General features: G+C 72.6%; 18 protein-coding genes and 3 pseudogenes. 8 read left to right on the plus strand and 13 right to left on the minus strand.

Features of this window, described 5'->3' with window-relative positions; genetic code table 11:
* Window positions 1-12: 12 nt before the first annotated feature.
* Both OIE49_RS34905 and OIE49_RS34910 read right to left on the minus strand, forming a co-directional pair.
* Window positions 13-694, minus strand: a pseudogene (locus OIE49_RS34905) (response regulator).
* Window positions 691-1,996, minus strand: a pseudogene (locus OIE49_RS34910) (sensor histidine kinase). Before OIE49_RS34910 ends, OIE49_RS34905 begins: the two co-directional pseudogenes overlap by 4 nt.
* A gap of 330 nt (window positions 1,997-2,326) precedes the next feature.
* Here OIE49_RS34910 and OIE49_RS34915 point away from each other — a divergent pair.
* Window positions 2,327-2,898 (plus strand): annotated as a pseudogene (locus OIE49_RS34915) (GlcG/HbpS family heme-binding protein).
* Window positions 2,899-3,133: 235 nt separating this feature from the next.
* Window positions 3,134-3,760 carry an ankyrin repeat domain-containing protein gene (locus tag OIE49_RS34920; protein ID WP_326805794.1) on the plus strand — a complete coding sequence of 209 codons (627 nt, stop codon included), beginning with the start codon at window positions 3,134-3,136 and terminating at the stop codon, window positions 3,758-3,760.
* A 12-nt stretch (window positions 3,761-3,772) separates the two neighbouring features.
* Here OIE49_RS34920 and OIE49_RS34925 read toward each other — a convergent pair whose 3' ends face one another.
* The 4 genes from OIE49_RS34925 to OIE49_RS34940 all read right to left on the minus strand — a co-directional run bounded on the left by OIE49_RS34925 (window position 3,773) and on the right by OIE49_RS34940 (window position 5,999).
* Complete coding sequence (locus OIE49_RS34925; RefSeq protein ID WP_326805795.1) at window positions 3,773-4,285, minus strand: nucleoside deaminase; 513 nt, start codon at window positions 4,283-4,285, stop codon at window positions 3,773-3,775.
* A 10-nt stretch (window positions 4,286-4,295) separates the two neighbouring features.
* The gene (locus OIE49_RS34930) at window positions 4,296-4,796 is read right to left on the minus strand and encodes a nucleoside deaminase (protein ID WP_326805796.1); all 501 of its coding nucleotides are present in this window, start codon (window positions 4,794-4,796) and stop codon (window positions 4,296-4,298) included.
* 81 nt (window positions 4,797-4,877) lie between these two features.
* Window positions 4,878-5,348 carry a cyanase gene (gene cynS, locus OIE49_RS34935; protein WP_326805797.1) on the minus strand — a complete coding sequence of 157 codons (471 nt, stop codon included), beginning with the start codon at window positions 5,346-5,348 and terminating at the stop codon, window positions 4,878-4,880.
* A 57-nt stretch (window positions 5,349-5,405) separates the two neighbouring features.
* Entirely contained in the window at window positions 5,406-5,999 is a 594-nt protein-coding gene (locus OIE49_RS34940) for a carbonic anhydrase (protein ID WP_326805798.1), read from the minus strand.
* Window positions 6,000-6,123: 124 nt separating this feature from the next.
* Here OIE49_RS34940 and cynR point away from each other — a divergent pair, with 124 nt between their 5' ends.
* The gene (gene cynR, locus OIE49_RS34945; RefSeq protein ID WP_326805799.1) at window positions 6,124-7,035 is read left to right on the plus strand and encodes a transcriptional regulator CynR; all 912 of its coding nucleotides are present in this window, start codon (window positions 6,124-6,126) and stop codon (window positions 7,033-7,035) included.
* A 63-nt stretch (window positions 7,036-7,098) separates the two neighbouring features.
* Here the strand turns inward: cynR and OIE49_RS34950 are convergent, their stop codons facing one another.
* On the minus strand, window positions 7,099-7,545 hold the full coding sequence (locus OIE49_RS34950; protein WP_326805800.1) for a hypothetical protein: 447 nt from the start codon (window positions 7,543-7,545) through the stop codon (window positions 7,099-7,101).
* A gap of 272 nt (window positions 7,546-7,817) precedes the next feature.
* Between OIE49_RS34950 and OIE49_RS34955 the strand changes: the two genes are divergently transcribed.
* Window positions 7,818-8,741, plus strand: coding sequence for a GNAT family N-acetyltransferase (locus OIE49_RS34955; protein WP_326806420.1), 924 nt, complete (start codon window positions 7,818-7,820; stop codon window positions 8,739-8,741).
* 52 nt (window positions 8,742-8,793) lie between these two features.
* Here the strand turns inward: OIE49_RS34955 and OIE49_RS34960 are convergent, their stop codons facing one another.
* From OIE49_RS34960 to OIE49_RS34975, 4 genes are all read right to left on the minus strand, one after another.
* Window positions 8,794-10,038: a vWA domain-containing protein gene (locus OIE49_RS34960; protein WP_326805801.1), complete on the minus strand. Its 1,245-nt coding sequence runs from the start codon at window positions 10,036-10,038 to the stop codon at window positions 8,794-8,796.
* A gap of 155 nt (window positions 10,039-10,193) precedes the next feature.
* Window positions 10,194-11,456 (minus strand): AAA family ATPase, encoded by a 1,263-nt coding sequence (locus tag OIE49_RS34965; protein ID WP_326805802.1) that lies wholly within the window; start codon window positions 11,454-11,456, stop codon window positions 10,194-10,196.
* Between the two features lie 125 nt (window positions 11,457-11,581).
* Window positions 11,582-13,039, minus strand: coding sequence for a hypothetical protein (locus OIE49_RS34970; RefSeq protein ID WP_326805803.1), 1,458 nt, complete (start codon window positions 13,037-13,039; stop codon window positions 11,582-11,584).
* A 78-nt stretch (window positions 13,040-13,117) separates the two neighbouring features.
* Window positions 13,118-14,878 (minus strand): MOSC and FAD-binding oxidoreductase domain-containing protein, encoded by a 1,761-nt coding sequence (locus OIE49_RS34975; protein WP_326805804.1) that lies wholly within the window; start codon window positions 14,876-14,878, stop codon window positions 13,118-13,120.
* Window positions 14,879-15,284: 406 nt separating this feature from the next.
* Here OIE49_RS34975 and rox point away from each other — a divergent pair, with 406 nt between their 5' ends.
* Window positions 15,285-16,721: a rifampin monooxygenase gene (rox, locus tag OIE49_RS34980; RefSeq protein ID WP_326805805.1), complete on the plus strand. Its 1,437-nt coding sequence runs from the start codon at window positions 15,285-15,287 to the stop codon at window positions 16,719-16,721.
* A 6-nt stretch (window positions 16,722-16,727) separates the two neighbouring features.
* Here the strand turns inward: rox and OIE49_RS34985 are convergent, their stop codons facing one another.
* Complete coding sequence (locus tag OIE49_RS34985; protein ID WP_326805806.1) at window positions 16,728-17,243, minus strand: CGNR zinc finger domain-containing protein; 516 nt, start codon at window positions 17,241-17,243, stop codon at window positions 16,728-16,730.
* Between the two features lie 103 nt (window positions 17,244-17,346).
* Between OIE49_RS34985 and OIE49_RS34990 the strand changes: the two genes are divergently transcribed.
* The 3 genes from OIE49_RS34990 to OIE49_RS35000 are packed head-to-tail and all read left to right on the plus strand — an operon-like array spanning window position 17,347 to window position 20,295.
* Window positions 17,347-18,003: a TetR/AcrR family transcriptional regulator gene (locus OIE49_RS34990; protein WP_326805807.1), complete on the plus strand. Its 657-nt coding sequence runs from the start codon at window positions 17,347-17,349 to the stop codon at window positions 18,001-18,003.
* Entirely contained in the window at window positions 18,000-19,367 is a 1,368-nt protein-coding gene (locus OIE49_RS34995; protein ID WP_326805808.1) for an MFS transporter, read from the plus strand. Before OIE49_RS34990 ends, OIE49_RS34995 begins: the two co-directional genes overlap by 4 nt.
* Before the next feature lie 58 nt (window positions 19,368-19,425).
* Complete coding sequence (locus OIE49_RS35000; RefSeq protein WP_326805809.1) at window positions 19,426-20,295, plus strand: alpha/beta fold hydrolase; 870 nt, start codon at window positions 19,426-19,428, stop codon at window positions 20,293-20,295.
* Here the strand turns inward: OIE49_RS35000 and OIE49_RS35005 are convergent.
* A complete protein-coding gene (locus tag OIE49_RS35005) occupies window positions 20,215-21,261 on the minus strand; it encodes a GlxA family transcriptional regulator (protein ID WP_326805810.1) in 1,047 nt (348 codons plus the stop codon). The genes OIE49_RS35000 and OIE49_RS35005 overlap by 81 nt on opposite strands.
* Window positions 21,262-21,293 lie beyond the last annotated feature (32 nt).

Here is a 21,293-nt window from a genome sequence, read left to right on the forward strand (position 1 = left end):
GGGCCGTGCTCGTCAGGGCAGCAGGCGCTGTTCCTTGGCGACGGCCACGGCGCCGGCGCGGGTGTCGACGCCGAGCTTGTCGTAGATGCGGCCCAGGTGCGTCTTGACGGTGGCCTTGCTCAGGAAGAGGGCCCTGGCGATGTCCCGGTTGGTCGGCCCGCGGGCCAGCTGGCCGAGGATGTCGCGCTGGCGCTCGGTGAGTCTGGGGCGCGGGCTGCGCATGCCGGTCATGACCCGGTGGGCGACGGGTGCGGACAGGGCGGTGCGGCCGGCGGCGGCGCTGTGGACGGCCGTGAACAGTTCGTCGGGGCGCTCGGCCTTGAGCAGGTGGCCGGTGGCGCCCGCCTCGATGGCGCGGGTGATGTCGGCGTCGGTGTCGTACGTGGTCAGGACCAGCACATGCACCGAGCCGCCGGAGTCGGCGGTGATGCGGCGGGTGGCCTCGTCACCGTCCATCCCGTCGCCGAGCTGCAGGTCCATGAGGATCACGTCGGGCACGAGCTTCGCGGCGAGCGCGACGGCCTCCGCACCGCTGTCCGGCCTCGCCCACCACGTCGATGGCCGGTGCGCTGCCGAGCAGGGCGCGCAGCCCGGCGCGGACCACGGCGTGGTCGTCGCACAGGACGAGCCGTACGGGCGCCGGTCCGATGCCTTCGGTGGACTCGGCGGAATCGGTGGACTCGGTCCGGATCATGGGGAAGGGACCTCCGCGGTGGTGGGATGGTGCGGGACGGCCGCGGAGACGACGGTGCCGTCACCCGGCGCGGACTCGATGGTGAGGGTGCCGCCCAAACTGGCCGACCCTGGCCCGGATCGCGGGCAGACCGTGCCCGCGGACCCCGACGGCGCGTTCCGGCAGCGCGGCGGTGTCGAAGCCGCGGCCGTTGTCGGCGACATCCAGCCGGACCTGGTCCTCCAGGTGGGTCAGGGTGAGGGCGGCCCGGTTGGCGCCGGAGTGCTCCCGGACGTTGGCGAGGGCGCCCTGGGCGATGCGCAGCAGCGCGGACTGCACCCGGTGAGGCAGCCCGTCGGGACCGGGAGCGCCGTCGACGAGGCAGGTCACGGCGAGTCCGGCCGTGGTCTCGCGGGTGGCCAGGACCCGCAGGGCCGACTCCAGGCCGTCGCCCCCGGCGAGGTCGGCGGGCGCCAGGTCGTGCACGAACCGGCGAGCCTCGGCCAGGCTGCTCTCGGCGATCGACCCCGCGCTGCGCACATGGGCGCGGGCCTGAGCCGGCTCCGTCTCCCACAGCCGGTCGGCGGCCTGGAGGAGCATCCGCTGGCTGGACAGGCTCTGGGCGAGGGTGTCGTGGATCTCCATGGCCAGTCGCTGCCGCTCGGCGAGTGTGCCCTCGCGGCGTTCGGTGGCGGCGAGTTCGCGGCGGGTGCGGACCAGGTCGCGGATCAGGGCGGCCTGCCGGATCGCCTGCCGGTCCATGTGGGTGAAGACCGCGGTCGCCAGGGCGGCGACGGCCGGTGGACCGATCACCAGGTCCGCTTCGATACGGTCGGCCAGCCGCAGTTGCGCGACGACCACGAAGACGGTGAAGAACGTCACCAGCGTGTACGCGGCGCGGGCCGGCAGGGTGCGCAGCGCGGTGTGGAACAGCGGCACCGCGCACCAGGCGAAGCTGGGCGCCAGGGCGACCAGGACCGCCCACACGCCGACGAGCGCGCCCAGCCACAGCAGCCCGGTGAGGGGAGGCCGCCCGCGCACCGCGAAGGCCGAGCCCGGCGACGAGAAGGAGACCGTCTCGCGCACGTCCCCACCGGCCGCGGCGACTCCCGTGCGGTGGCCGGCGACGTACAGCAGGGCGAGGGCGCCGGCCAGGGTCAGGACGGCGGGCACCTGGGGCTGGGCGCCGTGCCGCTGGACGTACCGGAACAGGTCGGAGCCCAGCAGCAGGAAGAACGCCAGATGGATGACGAACGCCGGCCCGCGGGCCTCGCCGCCGGGAGTGCTCGGGCCGGCCGGGGACGGCCGGTTCCTGGACGGCATGGGCTGTTCCTCCCCGGCCGGGACGTACGGACATGGCTGTGGCTCGGCGGCGGGCGGGCTTCGGCGCGGCCTCGGCGGAAAGGTCCCGGACTCGGCGAACACGGTCATTGTCGCCCGCGTCGAACGGCCGGGGGTCAACCGGTCGGATGACCGCGGCGTACACCGTTCCACGCGCCGGAAGCAGCCGGTACGTCGACGGGAAGGCGCCCTGAGCGGGCCGAGAGTGGAGGCACGGCGCAGGAAGCGCCGAGTCCTCCGGCACCCGCTCGGGTGCGCCGATACGGCGGTCCGGGTGCCGGGGAACGCGACACGACTGGAGAGGTATCCGTGATGCAGCACAAGGCCAAGAAGTTCTCCGCCCGCGCCAAGGCCATCACCTCCGTGGCGGCCGTGGCGGCGGTCGGTGCCGGTGTGGCCGGAGCGGTATCCGCCTCCGCCGACACCCCGGCCGCCACTCCGGTCGCGGCCGGGGCCGCGGAGAAGAGCAAGGCCACGACCACCAGCACCCACCTGACGGCCGACGCCGCCACCGACGCCGCGCGAGCGGCGCTGAAGGCCGCCGAGAAGGAGGGCCTGCGGGTGAGCGTCGCGGTGGTGGACCGCGACGGCAACACGATCGTCACCCTGCGCGGCGACGGCGCCGGCCCCCAGTCCTACGACTCGGCGATCAAGAAGGCGTACACCGCCGTCTCCTGGAACGCGCCCACCTCCGAGCTGGTCAACGCCTGGACTCGGCGCCGACCCTGAAGGACATCCCGGGCACGCTGTTCCTGGCCGGCGGTGCTCCGGTCGCGTACGACAACGCCCCGGTCGCCGCCGTCGGCGTGGCCGGTGGTCCCTCCGGCGACCTGGACGAGAAGCTCGCCCAGGCAGGCGTCGCGGCCATCAGCAACGGGCGCTGACCCCACCTCGTAGCACCACCCGAGCGAGCGACGTCCCTCGGTGAGGGACGTTCCCGGGCCGGCGGGTGCTCGGTCCCCGCGGCGCGCGGGAGTCTCCGCCCCGCGCGCCGCGCGCTCCGACCTCTCCCGCCTCTCCGGCCCCTCGCTCATGACCCTTTTCCCCTCCTCTGCTTTGCTTGTCGTCCTTGCCGCCGTCGTCCCGTTGTCCGTTGTCACCTTGTGGAGGAGTTCCGCCGTGGCCAAGAAGTCGCTCTCCCCGACCGACCGCGCCCTGCTGGACGCCGCACAGCGGGGCGACGTCGCCGCGGTCCGTGAGGCGCTGGCGGCCGGCGCCGACCGTGAGGCGCGCGACGCGCAGGGCCGTACGCCCCTGCTGCGGGCGGCCCTCGCCGACGAGGTGGAGGTGGCGCGGGCGTTGGTCGACGCGGGCGCGGACGTGAACGCGCAGGACGAGCGCCTGGACAGCCCCTGGCTGGTGACCGGGGTCACCGGAAGCGTGGCGATGATGCGGGCGCTGCTGCCCGGTGGACCCGACCTCGAGCTGACCAACCGGTTCGGCGGGGTGTCGGTGATCCCGGCGAGCGAACGCGGCCACGTGGCCTACGTACGGGCCGTGCTCGCCGAGACCGCCATCGACGTCGACCACGTCAACCGGCTCGGCTGGACGGCACTGCTGGAGGCGGTGATCCTCGGCGACGGCGGACGCACGCACCAGGAAGTGGTGGAGGTGCTGCTCGGGGCGGGCGCCGACCCACTGCTGCCGGACGCCGACGGGACGCCGGCCCGCGCCCACGCCGAGCGCCGCGGCTTCCACGCGATCGCGGCCCTGCTGCGCGAGGGCGAAGCACCGGCGGGCCGGTAACACGGCCGTCCGTCAGGAAGCGGCCGGGCCCCGGCGGCCGGCATGGTAGTCGCGGTGGAGGTCGCGGAGCCGGTCGGTCAGGGCCGGTACCGGGCCCTGCACCGTCAGCCCGGGTACCACGTCCTGGATCGGCAGGCAGCGCACCGGGGCGGCGGGCACGCCCAGTTCGGCCAGCCAGTGGGTCAGCTGGGCTGCCGAGTGCGCGTAGACGATCCGGCCGAGGTCCGCCCAGCCGTGGGCGGCCGCGCACATGGGGCAGTGTTCCCCGGAGGTGAAGACGGTGGCCTCCGCCCGCTGCCGCTCGGTGAGATGGGCCGTGGCCCAGCGGACCAGCTCGAACTCCGGATGCCGGGTGCGGTCGTCCAGGCTGTTCACCCGGTTGCGGTCCTCCGCCAGCACCTGTCCGTCGGCGCCGACCAGGACCGAGCCGAACGGTTCGTCCCCGGCCCGCAGCGCCTCGACCGCCAGCTCGACCGCGCGCTCCAGATGCCGCAGCTCGGCGGCGCTCGGTTCGTTGAGGGTCACGTCCGCTCCCTCAGGCCGCGGTGGGCGCGCCGGGGACACGGCGCTCGCCGCCGTTGTGCTCCTGCCAGAGCCGGTACACGTCGACCGCGGTGTCGCGCGGCTCGTAGCGCATCGGCAGCCGGCGCTCGTCCCAGTTCTTCGCGAACTCCTCGTAGAAGTTGTCCAGTTCGAAGTACTTGCGGTCGTCCACGTAGTGCGGCTCGTAGGCGTCCCGGGTGGTGAGGAAGACCACCTCGTCCGGTGAGCAGTAGTACAGCGAGCCCAGGCACATCGGGCACGGGTGGGCCAGTACGTAGATCGTGGCGCCGACGAGGTGCTCCGTGCCCAGCTTGGTGCACGCTTCGCGGATGGCGAGGATCTCGGCGTGCGCCGTGGGGTCGTTGGTCTGGGCGACCCGGTTGGGGCTCTCGGCCAGGATCTCGCCGTCCTTGACGATGACGGTCGCGAACGGGCGGCCGCCCTCGGCGACGTTGCGGCGGGCGATGTCGACGGTGCGCTGTGCGAAGTCCATCAGTGGTGTCCTTCCGTGACAGGGGGGAGCCGGGGTGGCCGGATGGCCGTACCGCCCCGGCTCCGGTCCGATCGGGGTGGATCAGAAGGGCTTGGTGGGCAGGTACTTGCCGTCCAGGGTGATCACCGCGCGCTCGCCGCCCTCGGGGTCGGCGACCTTCCTCACATCCAGCTTGAAGTTGATCGCGGAGATGATGCCGTCACCGAACTGCTCGTGCACCAGGGCCTTGAGCGTCGTGCCGTACACCTGGAGCATCTCGTAGAAGCGGTAGATGGTCGGGTCGGTCGGGATGCCGCCGGGGATCGAGCCGCGGGTCGGGATCGTCTGGAGCAGCGCCACCGCGTCGGCGTCCAGGCCGAGCAGCTCGCCGACGGCCCGCGCGGCGGGCTCGGGGAGGGCGTGCTGGCCGAGCAGGGCGGCGGTGGTGAAGGCCACCGACAGGCCGGCCGCGTCCGCGATCTGCTGCCAGGTGAGGTCCTTGCGTGTCTTGGCCTCGACGGCGATGACGGCGAGAGCCTGCCGGGCGGCGGGGTCGAACTGGGCGTGCGGCATGGGGGTTCCTTTCGGGATTCTGGATTCGGGTTGCGGGTTGCGGGTCGGACCGGTGGGTCAGGCCGCGGACGCGGTCGCCCGCGGCTCGGCGGCGACGTTCTCGACGCCTCCGGTGGCGATGTCGTAGACCCAGCCGTGCAGGGTGAGAGTGCCTTCGGCCACGCCGCCGGCGACCGAGGGGTGGGTGACCAGGTTCGCCAGCTGGGCGAGCACGTTCTGGCGGACCAGAGCGGCGACGTCCCCGCGGGCGGCGGTACGGGCGCGGGAGGCGTCCGCGTGCCGCAGCCACTCGGCGACCGCCGGCACCCCGCGCAGGTCGTGGTCCTCGGCGAGGGCCGTCATGGCGCCGCAGCCGGAGTGCCCGCACACCACGATGTCGGACACGCCGAGCACGGCCACGGCGTACTCGATGGCCGCCGCCACGGCGTCGGGGCCCGGCGCGTGGGACGGGACGAGGTTGCCCGCGGTGCGGACGACGAACAGCTCACCCGGTTCACTGGCCGTGAACAGCTCCGGGACGACGCGGGCGTCAGAGCAGCCGATGAACAGCGTGTGCGGCGCGTGGTTCTCGGCGAGGTGGGCGAACAGGTCCGCCTTGGCGGGGTGAACGTCCCGCTGGAAACGCGTGACGCCCTGGGCGAGATCGCGCACTGGTCACTCCCTTCGGTGGGTTCCGGTCTGCCGGACTCGGTGAATCCACCATGCATGACCTGGGTCTATAGAGTCCAAGACGCAGTACCCATGTCTCCCATTGCCCGCATCTATAATCGGTTCCATGGCCCTGGAACTGCGTCATCTGCGCTATCTGCTCGCCGTGGCCGAGCACGGCAGCTTCACCCGCGCCGCCGAAGACCTGCGCATCTCCCAGCCCACGCTCTCCCAGCAGGTGCGGCAACTGGAGCGGTCCGTGGGGGTGCCGCTGCTTGACCGCACCGGCCGCGGGGTGCGGCTGACCGACGCGGGGGAGACGTACGCCCGTCATGCCCGCCGTGCCCTGCGGGACCTGGCGGCCGCCGAGCGTGCCGTCCAGGACGTCCAGGACCTGACCCGCGGCCATCTGCGCCTGGCCGCGACGCCGACGTTCACCGCCTATCTGGTGGGCCCCCTGGTCGCCGAACTGCACGCCCGGCACCCCGGCATCACCCTGGACCTCCAGGAGATGACCCAGGACCGTATAGAGTCGGCCCTGCTCGCCGACGACCTCGACCTGGGCATCGCCTTCTCCGGTGCCCATCTGCCCGGCGTCGTGGCGCAGACCCTGTTCACGGAGACCCTGAGCCTCGTCACGGGCGCCCCCGACCTCGACGCGGGCCCGTCCCAGCCGCTACGTGTGGACGAGTTGAGTGAGCGTCAACTGGCGCTGCTGAACGGGGACTTCGCCACTCGCAGCCATATCGACGCCCACTTCGCGGCCCACCGGGTGCAGCCGCGCATCACAGTGGAGGCCAACTCCGTCCAGGCCCTCGTCGAGATCGTGCGGCGCACCCCGATCGCCACGGTGCTTCCCGACGCCATCACCCACGACCACCCGCACCTGCGTCCGGTCCCCCTCGAACCGCCCCTGCCCGCACGCACCGTCACCCTCCTCCGGCGCGGCAGCAGTTACCAGAGCGCCGCCGCCCGCGCCTTCACCCGTCTCACCCAGGACCTCATCCGGGCCCGTGGCTACACAGAGGCCCCGCAGTGACGTCTCGGGCGGAGCTCACGGTAGGGCGGCAGCAACTCGACGCCTGTGGACGGCGGTTACGGCTCAGGCATGCCGAAGTTCCGTCAGCAGCCGCCGCGTCGCCGAGGAGGGGCTCGCGCTGACCTCCTCCAGCGCGAGCCCGAACCGGCGGTAGTGGTGGACGGGGCCGAGATCGTGGAACTCCACCACGGCGGACGACGGTTCGGCCACCGGCAGCGGATCCGCGGCCGTCGCGGGCCGGGGGCGCGCGGCGGCCGGGGCGAGGAGAGGGCGGCCGAGGCTGTGCCACGGGGAGTCGGCGCCGGTGAGCCCGCCCAGACGGCGCGAGAGCACCCCGGGAAAGGCGCGCAGCGCGCCGAGCAGGGCGTGCTGGGTGCCCAGCCGGCCGGCCGTGGCGAGCGCCAGGTCGGCGGCCCGGTCCGCCGCGTCGGGGTCGCCCGCCCGCCACTCCGCCTCCGCCAGGTACACCGCGGCGGCGCACAACTCCAGGGTCCGGTCAGCCTCGTGCATCGACGCGACCGCCCGCCGCAGCCGCAGCGCGAGCGCCTCCTCCGCACGGGAACGCCGAGCTGAGGGGCTGGACTGCCCGGCGCTTTGCGCTAGAGTCGATCAGCCCCACCACACGGGTGAGGGACGACGAGAGCGAAAGGAGGGACAAGCCCATGATCCGCATCATCACCGCGCTTGAGTCCTCCCGGGGTACGGACGGTCTCTGACCGACCCGGAGCGGACGGGCGCCTTCACCGGAGTGTGCCTTGACGTTGCATCAGAACGACCTGACCATGCGTCCGATCACCGGACGCGAAGAACTCGACCTCTTCCGCCGACTGCCCTACACCCTCAACGAGGAACTGGCGGACGACCTCTCCGCCGGCCGCCGACGACCCGAATGGATGTGGGTTGCCGTGCGTGGTGACCGCCTGCTGGCCAGGGCCGCCTGGTGGAGCCGGCCGGGCGGCGACGCACCACTCATCCTGGACGTCCTCGACGTCGACGACAGCATCCCGGCCCCCGATCGCGTGGACACCGGGGTACGACTTCTGCGCACCGCGATGGCGGCCACCCTCCCGAACAGGGCGCGGCTCCCCGAGTACGGGCGCTTCCTTCCGCCCGACTGGCGTGAGAACGCGGCGACCAGGAACGTCGTCGAGGAGCGCATGACCGTGGTGGAACGTACCGGTGCCCGGCTCCTGGTCGAACGACTGCGGCTGGAATGGCGCCCCGGATCACCCGTTCCCGAGCCCCGCGGGCGTCTCGCCTTCCGGCCCGTCCACGACGCCGGGGAACTGGTCGCCCTGATGACCTCGGTCCTGGACGGGACACTCGACGCGCACAGCCGGGAGCAGCTGACCGGGATGTCCGTCCACGAAGCGGCCGTCAAGCACTACGAGGAGGAACTCGCCCGCTACACCAGCCCGCGGGACTGGTGGCGCGTCGCGACCCTGCCCGGCGGAGAGCCCGTGGGATTCGTCGTCCCGGCCCACAACGGCTACAACCCGATCATCGCCTACATCGCGGTCCTGCCCGCCCACCGGGGCAACGGTTACATCGACGACATCCTCGCCGAGGGCACCCGTGTGCTCGCTGAGCAGGACGTTCCCCGCATCCGGGCGTCCACGGACCTCGGCAACATCCCCATGGCACACGCCTTCCACCGGGCCGGCTACGTCAACTTCGAACGCGAGATCAACATGACCTGGAACTGACCGGCGCGGGGGCGCCCGCAAGGGTGCCCCCGCACCAACTCGCCCTGCCGGCTCAGCCGATGGTGACGACGCGTGCCCAACGCGGCGGGGCGTCCGGGACGTAGGCGGGATTCCCCTCGTTCACGGCGCGGGCGGGACGGGGGAACAGACCTGCGACGGTACGGCAGGGCGGTTCCGCGGATGGCCACGGTGTCTGACCGTCCGTCAAGGCGACGATCACGTCCGGGCGGGGACTGGAGCGCAGCGCCCGCGCGAAACCGGACCGCAGATCCGTGCCCCCACCGCCGAGCAGTTCCATGTTCTCGGCGTGGCAGAGCGGGACGGCGACCCCCGCCGCCGCGTCGCAGGAGACCACCGAGACCAGATCACGCCGTCCGCCCACCGCCCGCGAGATCGCCGCCACCTCCAGCAGCGCGCTGCCCAGCTCACCGTCGCTCACCGACCGGGACGTGTCGATCACGACGCAGACCCGGGGCGGTGCAGGGCGCAGGCTCGGCAGCAGCACCCCGGGGACGGAGGCCGAGCGCCGGGACGGACGCCGGTAGCTGTGGTTCTCGCCCACCCCCGGCGCACCCACCGCCGAGCGGACCGCCGCCCCCAGCAACTTCCGCCACGGCTGTGGCGGATGGAACGCCTCTTCCGCCCACCGGCGCCAACCGGCCGGCGCGTCCCCCGGGCGGCCCCTGATCCCCTCCGCGACCCTGAAGCGGACCGCGTCCCGCTGCTGCCTGCTCAGCCCGTGTACCCCGTCGGGTCCCAGCTCCCACGGCCGGTCCTGCCCGTCGGCGCCGCTGCCGCAGTCCAGCCAGGCAAGGTCCGCGGTCAGCCCGGACATCGACGTCGTCCGCAGGTACTCCTCCATGAGCAGCCCGTCGGGCAGCCGCAGCATCGACGGCAGCACCGCCCCGGCGGGCAGGGGCAGACCGTCACCGTAGATGTCGTCGTTGATCTCGAAGTCGGCGGCGATGTTCAGGCGCAGCCTCCCCCAGCCTTCGGCAGGGGGGACCCCTGCCCCGCTTCGCCCGTCCGGTCCGTGCTCCTCGTGCATCCGCGCATACCGCTCGCCCCGGCCGTGATGGTCGCGCAGCAGATGGGAGACCTCGTGCACCCAGACGCCCGCCAGCTCCTCCACCGAGGTGCGCGCCACGAAGCCGGGGGAGACGTAACAGCGCCAGTGCGCGTCCACCGCCATCGTCGGCACCGACCGGTCTTCCACCACATGCAACGCGAACAGCGCGTCGGCCAGATAGGGACGGACCTTCACCGCGTGCAGCCGCGCGGCCAGCAACCTCTCCATGTCCAGCGGGAGTCCGGGAGGGCCGGCTTGTTTGCCGGATCCCCCCTGTCCCCCGGGCACGGTGGCCCGTCCGGAGCGCGCCGGCGCGGGCCGGGGTATCGGGCGCGGCAGTGGGGACGGCCGCCGGCGAGGCCCCGGGTGCCCTGAGACCTCCGTCACTGGCCCGCCCCCGCCGTACATCCGACGCCGGCCGACGCCGTGGCCCGTCCCACCGACCGCTCCGCCCGCCGGGCGAGACCGATCACCCCGGCCAGCCGCTCCACGGCCTCCGGCACCTCCCAGTCGTCGCGCCGCAGCGCGGCCAGCGCCGTCGCCGGGGCGACCAGCAGGTCCGGGGCGCCGGTCTCCAGCGCCCGTACGAGCACCGCCCAGCCCGCCTCCCAACGCTCCCGCTCAGGCCACGCACCGACGGCGGCCACCACCGCCTCCAGCGCCGCCTGACGCAGGTCGCCCCGCGCCGGCAGTTCGGCGGAGGGCGGATCGGCCAGCAGCGACTCCGGGTCCGGCAGATCCATCCGGTCCAGATGGGCGAGGAGTTCGAGCCCCGGTCCGTCTCCCACCGCGCCCCGCACCAGCAGCGCCAGCACCTCCCGGGAGACGGAGGCAGCCGTGCCGAAGGCCAGCAGGGTCAGGGCAGCCTCCCAGCTCCGGGGCGAGGGCCAGGCACCGCCGCGCCGTGTCTCGGTGCTCGGCAGCCGGTGGATCAGCGTCGGCCGGACCTCCAGGAAGCCGCAGACCGCACGCCTGGCAAGGGCCACCGCGTCCGGCAACCGCTCCGGCACCAGCCGGGGCAGCTCGGCCCGAGGCCAGACCCCGCCCAGCCCGCGTACCACCACCTCCCGGTCGTGCACCCAGTGCAGATGCACGAACCGGTTGGCCAGCGGCGGGCTCAGCTCCCACCCGTCCGCCGCCGACGTGCGCGGATTGGCAGCGGCGACGATCCGTACGCCCTGCGGCAGTTGGAGCGCACCGACCCTGCGCTCCAGGACGACCCGGAGCAGTGCCGCCTGGACGGCGGGGGTGGCGGTGGAGAGTTCGTCGAGGAAAAGCAACCCGCGCCCGGCCCGCACGAGTTCGACGGCCCACTGTGGTGGTGCCATCGGCACCCCCTGCACCGCCGGGTCGTCGCCCACGATGGGCAGCCCGGAGAAGTCGGACGGCTCGTGGACGCTGGCGATCACGGTGGTCAGCGGCAGGTCGAGTGAGGTGGCGAGTTGGGTCAGGGCAGCGGTCTTGCCGATGCCCGGCTCGCCCCAGAGGAGCACGGGCAGGTCGGCCGCGACGGCCAGGGCGAGCGCTTCGAGCTGCTCGTCGGGGCGCGGCTCCGTGGTGGTCGTCCGCAGGAGGGTCAAGAGGTCGTCCGCGACATTGAGTTGAGTGCCGGTTGAGGATGCGGACAGAAGAGTGCTGGACGTCATGGGCATCACCTGGGGTGGGTAAGGGAACGGGACGGCCCGTCGCCGGAGTGGTCGTGGTGCAGTGGGGCGTGCGCCGGCGATGCGCGGCGCGGTAGGGGGACTTCGCCGGTGCGAGAGGTGGGGCTTCAGCGGGTCAGGCCGGTGCGGGGCCGGGCCCGGCTGCTCCGCTTGTGGCGCACGGCGGGAGGTGTACGACGGTCGAGCCGGGGACGATGGCCCGCCTCCGTGCGACCGGCGCCCGAGGCGTTGCCGTCCCCGACCGCCTCGGCACGGGGGTGCGCGGTGAGGAGTCCCGAGCGGAAGAGCCCGTGGTCGATCCGGCGGGCCGCGGCCGACTCCAGTGCCTCCCGGAGTGGTCCGTCGCGCAGGACAGCGGCGGGACCGAGCAGTGCCTCGACCACGGCCAGTGCCCCGGCGACGTCACCGTGGCCGAGCCGTTCCCGGACGGCCGGCAGTGCCTCCGGGCTGCGGTGCACCGCGTCGATCGCCCGCAGGCAGGGCAGCCCAGGGCCGCCGAGCGCCATCAGCAGTTCCTCACGGTGCAGTTGGGCCGCATCGTGATCGATCGCCGTCAGCACACCGTTCCTCGGCGCGATCCGGTGGACCTCGCCGCGGCACTGCACCCGGTGCGGATCGCCGGCCTCGTGGACGGGGCCGGCCGCCGGTGCCGAGCCGTCCGACGCCAGTGCCGCGGCGACGAGTGGATGCAGTCGCCCGGCCGCGATCAGCCCCGCGCGCAGCAGCTCCAGATCCGGAAGGACCCGGGCCGCCGCCTCCGGAAGTACAGGAAGCGCCGCGACCGCGTGCGGCGGCAGGGCGTCCCGCAGGGGCCGGAACGTCGGCGCATGACTGTCGTCGGGGGCGACGAGTTCGAGCACGGCACGGTTCCGCGCACCGAGCCGTACCGTGAAGGCGCCGCGAGGAGGCCCTTCGGCCCGCAACAGCAACTCCGCCTCGGCAGCCCAACGAGCTACCGCCCAGGGGGAATCGTGCCCGGTCGGCCGGCCGGGCGGCGCCACGGAGGGTGCCGCGCCGGCACCGCACCGCCGTGCCAGTTCCCCGCTGCGCCCGGAGTCCCAGAGATGCCGGTGCAGGTCGAGCCGGAAACGCCGGTCGGGATGCGGGTGCGGGTGCGGAAGGTGCTGCCCGGGGGCTTCGTTCCCGGACCCCTCCCACAAGGCCAGGGACATCCGCTGTCCGGCGTCGGCCCGGACCGGCGGTGTCCGCACCACCAGTTGCAGCGGAGTGGGGCCCGAACTCCGGTAGCGGGCGAGGGAGATGGTGACGCCGGGCCGCAGCCGTCCGTCGGGGGCGATCCGGGGCATGTGCCAGCGGAGCAGATCAGGCGCCAGCCGACGCAGATCCGCGCGAAGGCGGGTGGCGAGATCGGTGCCGTGGCGGTCGCGCACGGCGCGCAGATCGAAATCGACGTCGACACGAGCGGCGGCGCAGGCCCCCGCCCAGTCACCGGCCGCACGCCGTGCGGTCGCGGTCTCGATCATGGACGGTGGCACGGCGTACTCACGTACGCGCTGCCACATCAACAGGCGGGTCGGAATCTCGTTCGCGATGTGATGTGCCATCAGCACTCACCTTGCGCGAAAGAGTCCCCCAATCCGTTCGAGGAGAGGTTCATCACCCGAGCATCATAGGACACCTGGCTAGAGGTCGAGGACGACTTCGGTGTTTGGTTCGCTGCAGCAGACCAGGACGGTGCCGGGTTCCGGGAGTTCGAGGGGCGGGGTGGTGTAGGTGATGTCGCCCGCCATGAGGTGGGTGACGCAGGTGTGGCAGACGCCGGTGCGGCAGGACCAGCGGGTGGGAATGTCGCAGGCCTCGGCGAGGTCGAGCAGGGAGGCGTGGGCCGGTGACCAGGGGGTGCTGATGCCGCTGCGGGCGAAGGTGATGAGCGGGCCGGAGCCCGCGGGACCGGGCGGCTGGTGCGGCCGGACGGCGGCGGTGGGCGTGACGCCGGGGTTGATGGCGGGCAGGGCGCTGAACTGTTCCGTGTGGATCCGCTCGGCCCGCAGACCGTGGTCGCGCAGGTAGCCGCCGAGGTCGTCCATGAAGGCGGTCGGTCCGCAGAGGTAGGCGTCGGCGTCGGTGGGGATGCCCAGGGCCGTGAGCGCCGGGGCGGTCGGGCGGCCCCGGGTGATGTGCCGCTCGCCCGGGGGCGGGGCCTCGGAGGTGTAGTAGATGTGTTCGTGGGCGTCGGGGAGTCGGGCCAGGAGGGCGTGGGCCTCGTGCGCGAACGCGTGGTGGGCACGGTCGTGCGCGGTGTGGATCCACCAGACGGCGCGTGGGTCTCGTACGGCGGCGAGCCCGTGGAGCATCGCGAGCACGGGAGTGGCACCGATGCCCGCGGAGACGAGGACGATCGGGCGGGTACCTGCTTCAAGTACGAACGTTCCCCGGGGACTTGCGATGTCCACGAGGTCCCCGGGATGGAGCGTGGCATGGATGTAGCCGCTGACCCTTCCGCAGGATTCGCGCTTGACGCTGATGCGGTAGGTACGGTCGGTGGGCGTGGAGGACAGGGAGTAGCTGCGCACCGTGGGGACGCTGTCGCCGACGGCAAGCCGGATGGAGAGGTACTGGCCGGGGCGGGCCTCGGGCAGCGGCGTGCCGTCGGCGCTGTCGAGGTAGACCGACGAGATGTCGGCGGTCTCCGGAACGATGCGGGCCACGCGCATGCTCTTGAAGCCCGGCCACCCCGGCTCCTGCCTGGACTGCCGTGTGCTCGCGCGTTCGTCCGGCCATCCGGGTTCCTGCTGGGGCTGCTGGGCGGCGGCGAGTTCGCGGAAGGACTGCTGCCAACCGGGGCTGAGAGCAGGGATGCTGAGCGCCTTGCGCAGTTTCGCGGAGTCACGGTGGGGGAGGTAGAGCAGCGCGTCGGTGTCGGCCACGCTGAGTTCCTCCGGCCCCTTGCGGACGAGGGTGATCTCGTCGCCGGCCTGGACGTGCCCCTCGGTGAGCACGCGCAGGTAGAAGCCGGGGCGGTGGTGGGCGACCAGCAGGGACGCCATGGTGGGTTCGCCGAGGCGCATGCCGACGCGGTAGCAGGTGACGCGGGGCTGGGTGACCTCGAACTCGGCCTCGCCGATGCGGTACCGGTCACCGATGCACACTTCGTCGTCGGGCAGTTCCTCGACGGTGAAGTTCTCCCCGAACATCCCGAAGCTCAGATCGTCGCGACCGAGCTGCTTCTGCCAGTACCGGTAGGACTCCGACTGGTAGACGAGGACGGCACGGATCTCGCCGCCGTGCCCGGCCAGATCTCCCTGACCGTCTCCGTCGACGTTCAGCCGCCGGACCATGCGGGGGCCTTCGACGGGAGCCTTCCAGGCTCCGGTGCGGACGGTCCTTCCCTGCCATGAGACGTCCGTGGGCATTCCCACGTTCACGGACAGCAGCGTCGCCATCGCGGACCTCCTGCGGGGTGGTCGGCCGGGGCGGCAGCCGGGGCAGCCCCTCATGGCGCTGTGATCTGTGCGCTGGGATCGATCCTAGTTCGTGCACCGGCAGGGGGCGCGTTCGTCCGCGGGGGAGGGCGAGGGGTGCGGACGGCAGCGGCGGACAAAGGCAAAGCCGCGGCAGACAAAAGCAAAGGCAAGGAGCACCCGCTCCTTGCCACTCTCAACTTATAGCGCACCGGGGGCCTTGCGGCAAGGCCCGGGTCGTGCCGCAGAATCTCCGGTCGAAGCCAGAAGCTGCGGAAATAAGTGATTCGCGAAATGCGCGCGCTTTGTCAATGTGCGCGTGCGCGCGCCGCCGGACCACGCGGAGTGGCCGGCCGGCGAAACCCTCTCTTCTTGAACGGGCGATTTGATGACGGACGTGATCGTGGTCGGCGGCGGACCAACAGGCTTGATGCTGGCCGGCGAGTTGCGGCTGCACGGCGTGCACGTGGTCGTGCTGGAGAAGCTGACCGAGCCGACCGGGCAGTCCCGCGGACGCGGCCTGCACGCGCGCAGCGTCGAGATGATGGACCAGCGCGGTCTGCTGGAGCGGTTCCTCGCGGTCAGCGAGAAGTTCCAGGCCGGCGGACTCTTCGGTGGCATCGTCAAGCCGTGGCCGGACCTGCTGGACACGGCACACCCGTACGGCCTCGCCACCCCGCAGCCGGTCACCGAGCGGCTGCTCGAAGAGCGCGCCATCGAAATCGGCGCCGAGATCCGGCGCGGCCACCAAGTGGTGGACCTGAGCCAGGACGAGGACGGCGTGACCGTCGAACTGGCCGACGGCACGCGCCTGCGCTCGCGCTACCTCGTCGGCTGCGACGGCGGCCGCAGCACCGTGCGCAAACTGCTCGGCGTCGGTTTCCCCGGCGAACCCGCCAGGATCGAGACCCTGCTGGGCGACATGGAGACGACCGAGGATCCGGCGACGGTCGCCGCCGTCGTCACCGAGGTCCGCAGGACCCAACTGCGGTTCGGCGCCATCCCCGACGTGGACGGACGCGAGGGGGTGTACCGCATCATCGTGCCCGCCGACGGGGTGGCCGAGGACCGTACGGCCCCGCCGACGCTCGACGAGTTCAAGGAGCGGCTGCGGGCCGTCGCGGGCACCGACTTCGGGGCGCACTCGCCGCGCTGGCTGTCCCGGTTCGGCGACGCCACCCGGCAGGCCGAGCGCTACCGGGTGGGCCGGGTCCTGCTGGCCGGCGACGCCGCGCACATCCATCCGCCGACCGGCGGGCAGGGGCTCAACCTCGGCGTGCAGGACGCGTTCAACCTGGGCTGGAAGCTGGCCGCCGAGGTCAACGGCTGGGCCCCGGACGGGCTGTTGGACAGCTATCACACCGAACGGCACCCGGTGGGCGCCCGGGTGCTGGAGAACACCCGCGCGCAGATCACGCTGCTCGGCACCGATCCGGGCGCGACCGCGCTGCGGGAACTGTTCTCGAAGCTGATGGACTTCGAGGAGGTGAACCGGTACGTGACCGGGATCATCACCGCGGTGGAGGTCCGCTACGACATCGGCGACGGCCACGAACTGCTCGGCCGGCGGCTGCGGGACGTGCGGCTGAAGCGAGGGCGCCTCTACGAGCTGATGCACGGTGGACGCGGGCTGCTGCTCGACCGGACCGGCCGGCTGTCGGTGGCGGGCTGGGCGGACCGGGTCGACCATGTCATCGACGCCAGCGAGGAGTTGGACGTACCCGCGGTACTGCTGCGGCCCGACGGCCATGTGGCGTGGGCCGGCGAGGACCAGCAGGATCTGCTCTACCGGCTCACCAAGTGGTTCGGCGCACCCGCCGGTTGAGCACGCCTACTCGGCTGCCACGTCACGGGTGCGCTGGTAGTGGCGCCGCGCCTTCATGCGGTTGCCGCAGACGGCCATCGAACACCAGCGGGCCCTGTTGGTCTTGCTGCGGTCGATGAGGAAGCGCCGGCACTCGGGGTTGGCGCACGGCCGCAGCCGTCCGGGCATCGTCCGCTGAACCGCGCTCCACGCCAGCACCGCTTCCACCGCCATCCGGCGCTCCGGAGGGGTGTCCAGCTTCCACGACACTCCCTCGGACGACACGTCCGGCCGGGAGGTGACGCCCTTCAGGAGCGGGCCCAGCGTCGTGGCGGTCCGGGCACCGCGCACCACGTCCTGGAGGGCGTCGCGTGCCTGGACGAGGCCGCGCAGCTCGTCCGCCGTTCCGCTGCCGCCGTGGGCCCGCTGCCATGACCTGGCCGCTTCCGGGTCCGCCAGCTCGTCCTGGACGGCACCGCCGACAACCGGCGTGCTGTTGAGGAGATCCAGCAGCGCGTCCTGCCGCTCCAGCTCGCTCGCCATCGCATCCCCTAACCGAATGGGCTCGCTTGACAGGTTACACGCGCCGCGATCGCCGGCGGAGGTTGAGTAGACAGTGTCTACGACGCAGTGGTAGACACTGTCTATGACTGAGGAGAGCTCCCTGCGGGAGCGGTTGATCGATGCCGGTGTGGACCTCGTGCTCACCGAGGGCTCCGCGTCCGTGGGCCTGCGGGAGACAGCACGCCGAGCGGCGGTGTCGCACGGGGCGCCGCGCCGGTACTTCCCGACGCACCACGCGCTGCTGTCGGCCATCGCCCGCCGCGGCTTCGAGGACCTCGGCGCCCGGTTCGAGGCCGCGGTCGCCGACGCGACCACGGCGCGCGCCCAGTTGGAGGCCGTCGCGCGGGCGTACGTCGGGTACGCGCTGGAGCGCCGCGGCATGTTCGAGCTGATGTTCCGGCACGACCTGCTCGACAGCGGGCCGCAGGCGCCGGACCAGCAGCGGCTGCGCCGGACGACCCTCCCGCTGTTCGAGCACATGACCCAGCTCGTCGCCCGGTGCCGAGCGGAGCGGGACGGCACGCGAGAGGGCGGCGGGCCCGACGACGCCGCACCGCCGCCCGCCGTGACCGCCGCCGCCCTGTGGTCGAACCTGCACGGGATGGCCCAGTTGTGGGCCTGGGGCAGCCTGCAACTCGCCCTCGGGTCCCCACCGCCGGACGGCGGTCCCGAAGACGATCAGTGCGACCGGCTCGTCGCGACCGTCGTGGCCGCCCACCTCGGCCCGGTGACCTCATGACCACATCCGCCCAGCGGCGGCTCGCGCTCCTGGTCAGCGCGGCCGGCGCGGTGATCGTCGCACTGGACGGCACGGTCCTGCTCCTGGCGCAGCCCAGCCTCCAGCGTGATCTCGGCGCGAGCATCGCCCAGATCCAGTGGACGAGCACCGGCTATCTGGTCGCGGTGGCCGCGTTACTCGTGATCGCCGGGCACCTGGGCGACCGGTACGGGCATCCGCGCCTGCTGCTCGTCGGCGTTCTCGGTTTCGGGGCCGCCTCGGCCGGGATCGCGCTCGCGCCGAACGTCGGCTGGGTGACAGCTCTCCGTGTGGTGCAGGGCGGGTTCGGCGCGCTGCTGCAACCCGCGACGCTCGCGCTGCTGCGGCAGACGTACCCGCCGGAACGGCTCGGCACGGCGATCGCCATCCGTACCAGTGCGATCGCGGTCGCGGCGGGCTCCGGGCCGATCCTCGGCGGTCTGCTCGTGGGACACCTGGGCTGGCGTGCCGTGTTCTGGGTCAACGTGCCCGTCGCGTTCGTCATCGCCGCCTTCGTCCTCGCCGTGCGGACACCCGTACCCGCACGTGCCGACTCCTCGCGCCTCAACCTCAACGGCGCGGGCCTGCTCGCGCTCGCGCTCGCGGTCCTCGTGCACGCCCTGGCCGCAGTACCCGAGCGAGGGTGGACCGCGGCGCCTACGCTGCTCGAACTCCTCGCCGTAGTCGGCGTGTTGGCGGTACTCGTCCGGCACGAACGGCGCGCCACGCACCCGATCGTCCCGCCGGCCGTGGCGCGGTCCGCACCCGTGACGGCCTCGATGGCCGTCCTGCTGGTCACGTCCGCCGGCCTGTTCGGATCGTTGTTCAGGGCCACGTTCTATCTCCAGGACACTCTCCGCCTCGACCCGCTCACCTGCGGTCTGCGCGTCCTTCCGCTGACCGTGTTCATGGTCCTCGGCTCGCCCGCCGCGAGCGCCGCGCTGCGCCGCTACGGTGCGCGCCACACCGCGATCGCGGGCACCGCCCTGGTCGTGGTCGGCATCACCGTGCTGTCCCGGCTCGACGCGGACAGCCCGTGGATCGTCACGGGCACGGCCTTCGGCCTCATCGGCGCCGGGTTCGCCGCGGTGATGGTCACCGCCACGGGGACCGTGGTCGGCGACGCGCCGCCGGGGTACGCGGGAGTCGTGGGTGGGCTCAAGCAGACCGCCATGAACATCGGGCCGACCCTCGGCATCGCCGTCGCTGCCGGCACGACCGGGTCCGCCGTCTCGGCGATGAGTTCCGCCCTGCTGGTCCTGGCCGCACTCACCGCCCTCGGTCTGCTTCCCGCAACGCGACTGCCCCACCGCAACCTAACCTGTAAAAGTGCCTTGACTGGTTAGAGGGGGAGGTGTTCGACTGGAGTGACAGCGTCCGAAACTCGAGAGATGGGTGAGAGGCATGGTCTTCGCAGTCCACCACCGCACGGCCACCGTCGACGGTCTCGACGTCTTCTACCGGGAGGCCGGCGATCCACGGGCCCCCGTGGTCGTACTCCTGCACGGCTTCCCGACCAGTTCGCACATGTTCCGTCACCTGATCCCGGCGCTCGCGGACCGGTACCGCGTGATCGCCCCCGACCACATCGGCTTCGGCCAGTCGGCGATGCCCTCCCCGCAGGACTTCCCGTACACCTTCGACGCTCTCACCGAGACCACCTCCGGGCTGCTCCAGCGGCTGGGCGTCGACCGGTTCGCGATGTACGTGCACGACTACGGTGCCCCCATCGGCTGGCGTCTCGCCCTCCAGGCCCCGGACCGCGTCACCGCGATCATCACCCAGAACGGCAACGCCTACGACGAGGGCTTCGTCAAGCCCTTCTGGGACGGCCTCTTCGCCTACGCCAAGGCGCCCGGGCCGAACACCGAAGCCCCCGTGCGAGGTGCCCTGACCCCCGACGTCACACGCTGGCAGTACGTCAACGGGGTGGCCGATGCCACCCTGGTCAGCCCCGACAACTGGGTCCACGACCAGGCCCTGCTGGACCGGCCGGGCAACGACGAGATCCAGCTGAGGCTATTCCGCGACTATCCCTCCAACGTGGACCTCTACCCCCGGGTCCAGCGCTACTTCCGGGACTCCCAGGTGCCGCTGCTGGCGGTCTGGGGAGCCAACGACGAGATCTTCGGCCCCGAGGGTGCCACGGCGTTCGGCCAGGACCTGCCCGACGCCGAGATCCACCTGATCGAGTCAGGGCACTTCGCTCTGGAAAGCCACCTCGACACCATCACCGGGCACATCCGTGACTTCCTCGGCCGCGTCCTCGCCTGACGCGTCCGACCGCTCCTCGCGGGTGGTGGCGAAGCGCTTGCGGTACTGGCTCGGCGTCGTGCCCAGATGGCGGGCGAAGGCGCGTCGGAGTGTCTCGTCCGAGCCGAGCCCGCTGTGCCGCGCGGTCGAGGTCACGCTGTGGCCTTCGAGTAGCAACTGCTGGGCGCGGTCGAGGCGGACCCGCTCCACCCAGCGTGCGGGCGTGGTGCCCAGTTCGGCGCGGAACAGCCGGGCCAGATGCCGGGGGCTGACGGCCGCGGACGCGGCCATGGCGGGCAGGCTGTGGTCGGCGGCCGGATCGGAGAGCACCGACGCGATCAGCGGCCGGAGCAGGTCACCGCGAGGCGGCGGGGTCGTGATGGCCGTGGAGAACTGCGACTGCCCGCCCGGACGTTGCATGAAGACGACCAGCTCACGCGCGACGTTCCGCGCCACGTCGGCGCCGTGGTCGTCCTCCACCAGCGCGAGCGTCAGATCGATGCCCGCGCTGATGCCCGCCGAGGTGACGTACCGCCCGTCGCGGATGTGCATGGCGTCCGGCTCGACGCGCACACGCGGGTAGCGGCGCGCGAGCGTGGCCGCGTGCCGCCAGTGCGTCGTCGCGCGACGGCCGTCCAGCAGGCCCAGTTCGGCCAGCACGAAGGCGCCGGTGCACACCGAGGCGACCCGTCGCGCCCGCTCGGTGAGTACGCGGACCGAGGCCAGCAGCTCCTCCTCCACCGGCTGTCGCGCCAGCCGGTCGCCTCCGGCCACCACGACCGTGTCGACCGGCCCTGCCTCGGCCGCCCGGACCGTGCCGCTCAGCGCGGGCCCGGCGGAGGTCGTCACCGTCCCGCCGCGGGGGGAGACGAGTACCAGCTCGTAGCCGGGAGCGAGCCGGCCCGCCTGATGGAGAACCTCCGACGGACCGCTGACATCGAGCATGGTCACGCCTTCGAAGACGATGAAGCCGACCCGATGTGTCATGTCCGAATCCGTGGTTTTCCTGGCAGCAGGGA

Origin of the sequence: Streptomyces sp. NBC_01788 (assembly GCF_035917575.1) — a bacterium.
In the GTDB taxonomy this organism is placed as follows: domain Bacteria; phylum Actinomycetota; class Actinomycetes; order Streptomycetales; family Streptomycetaceae; genus Streptomyces.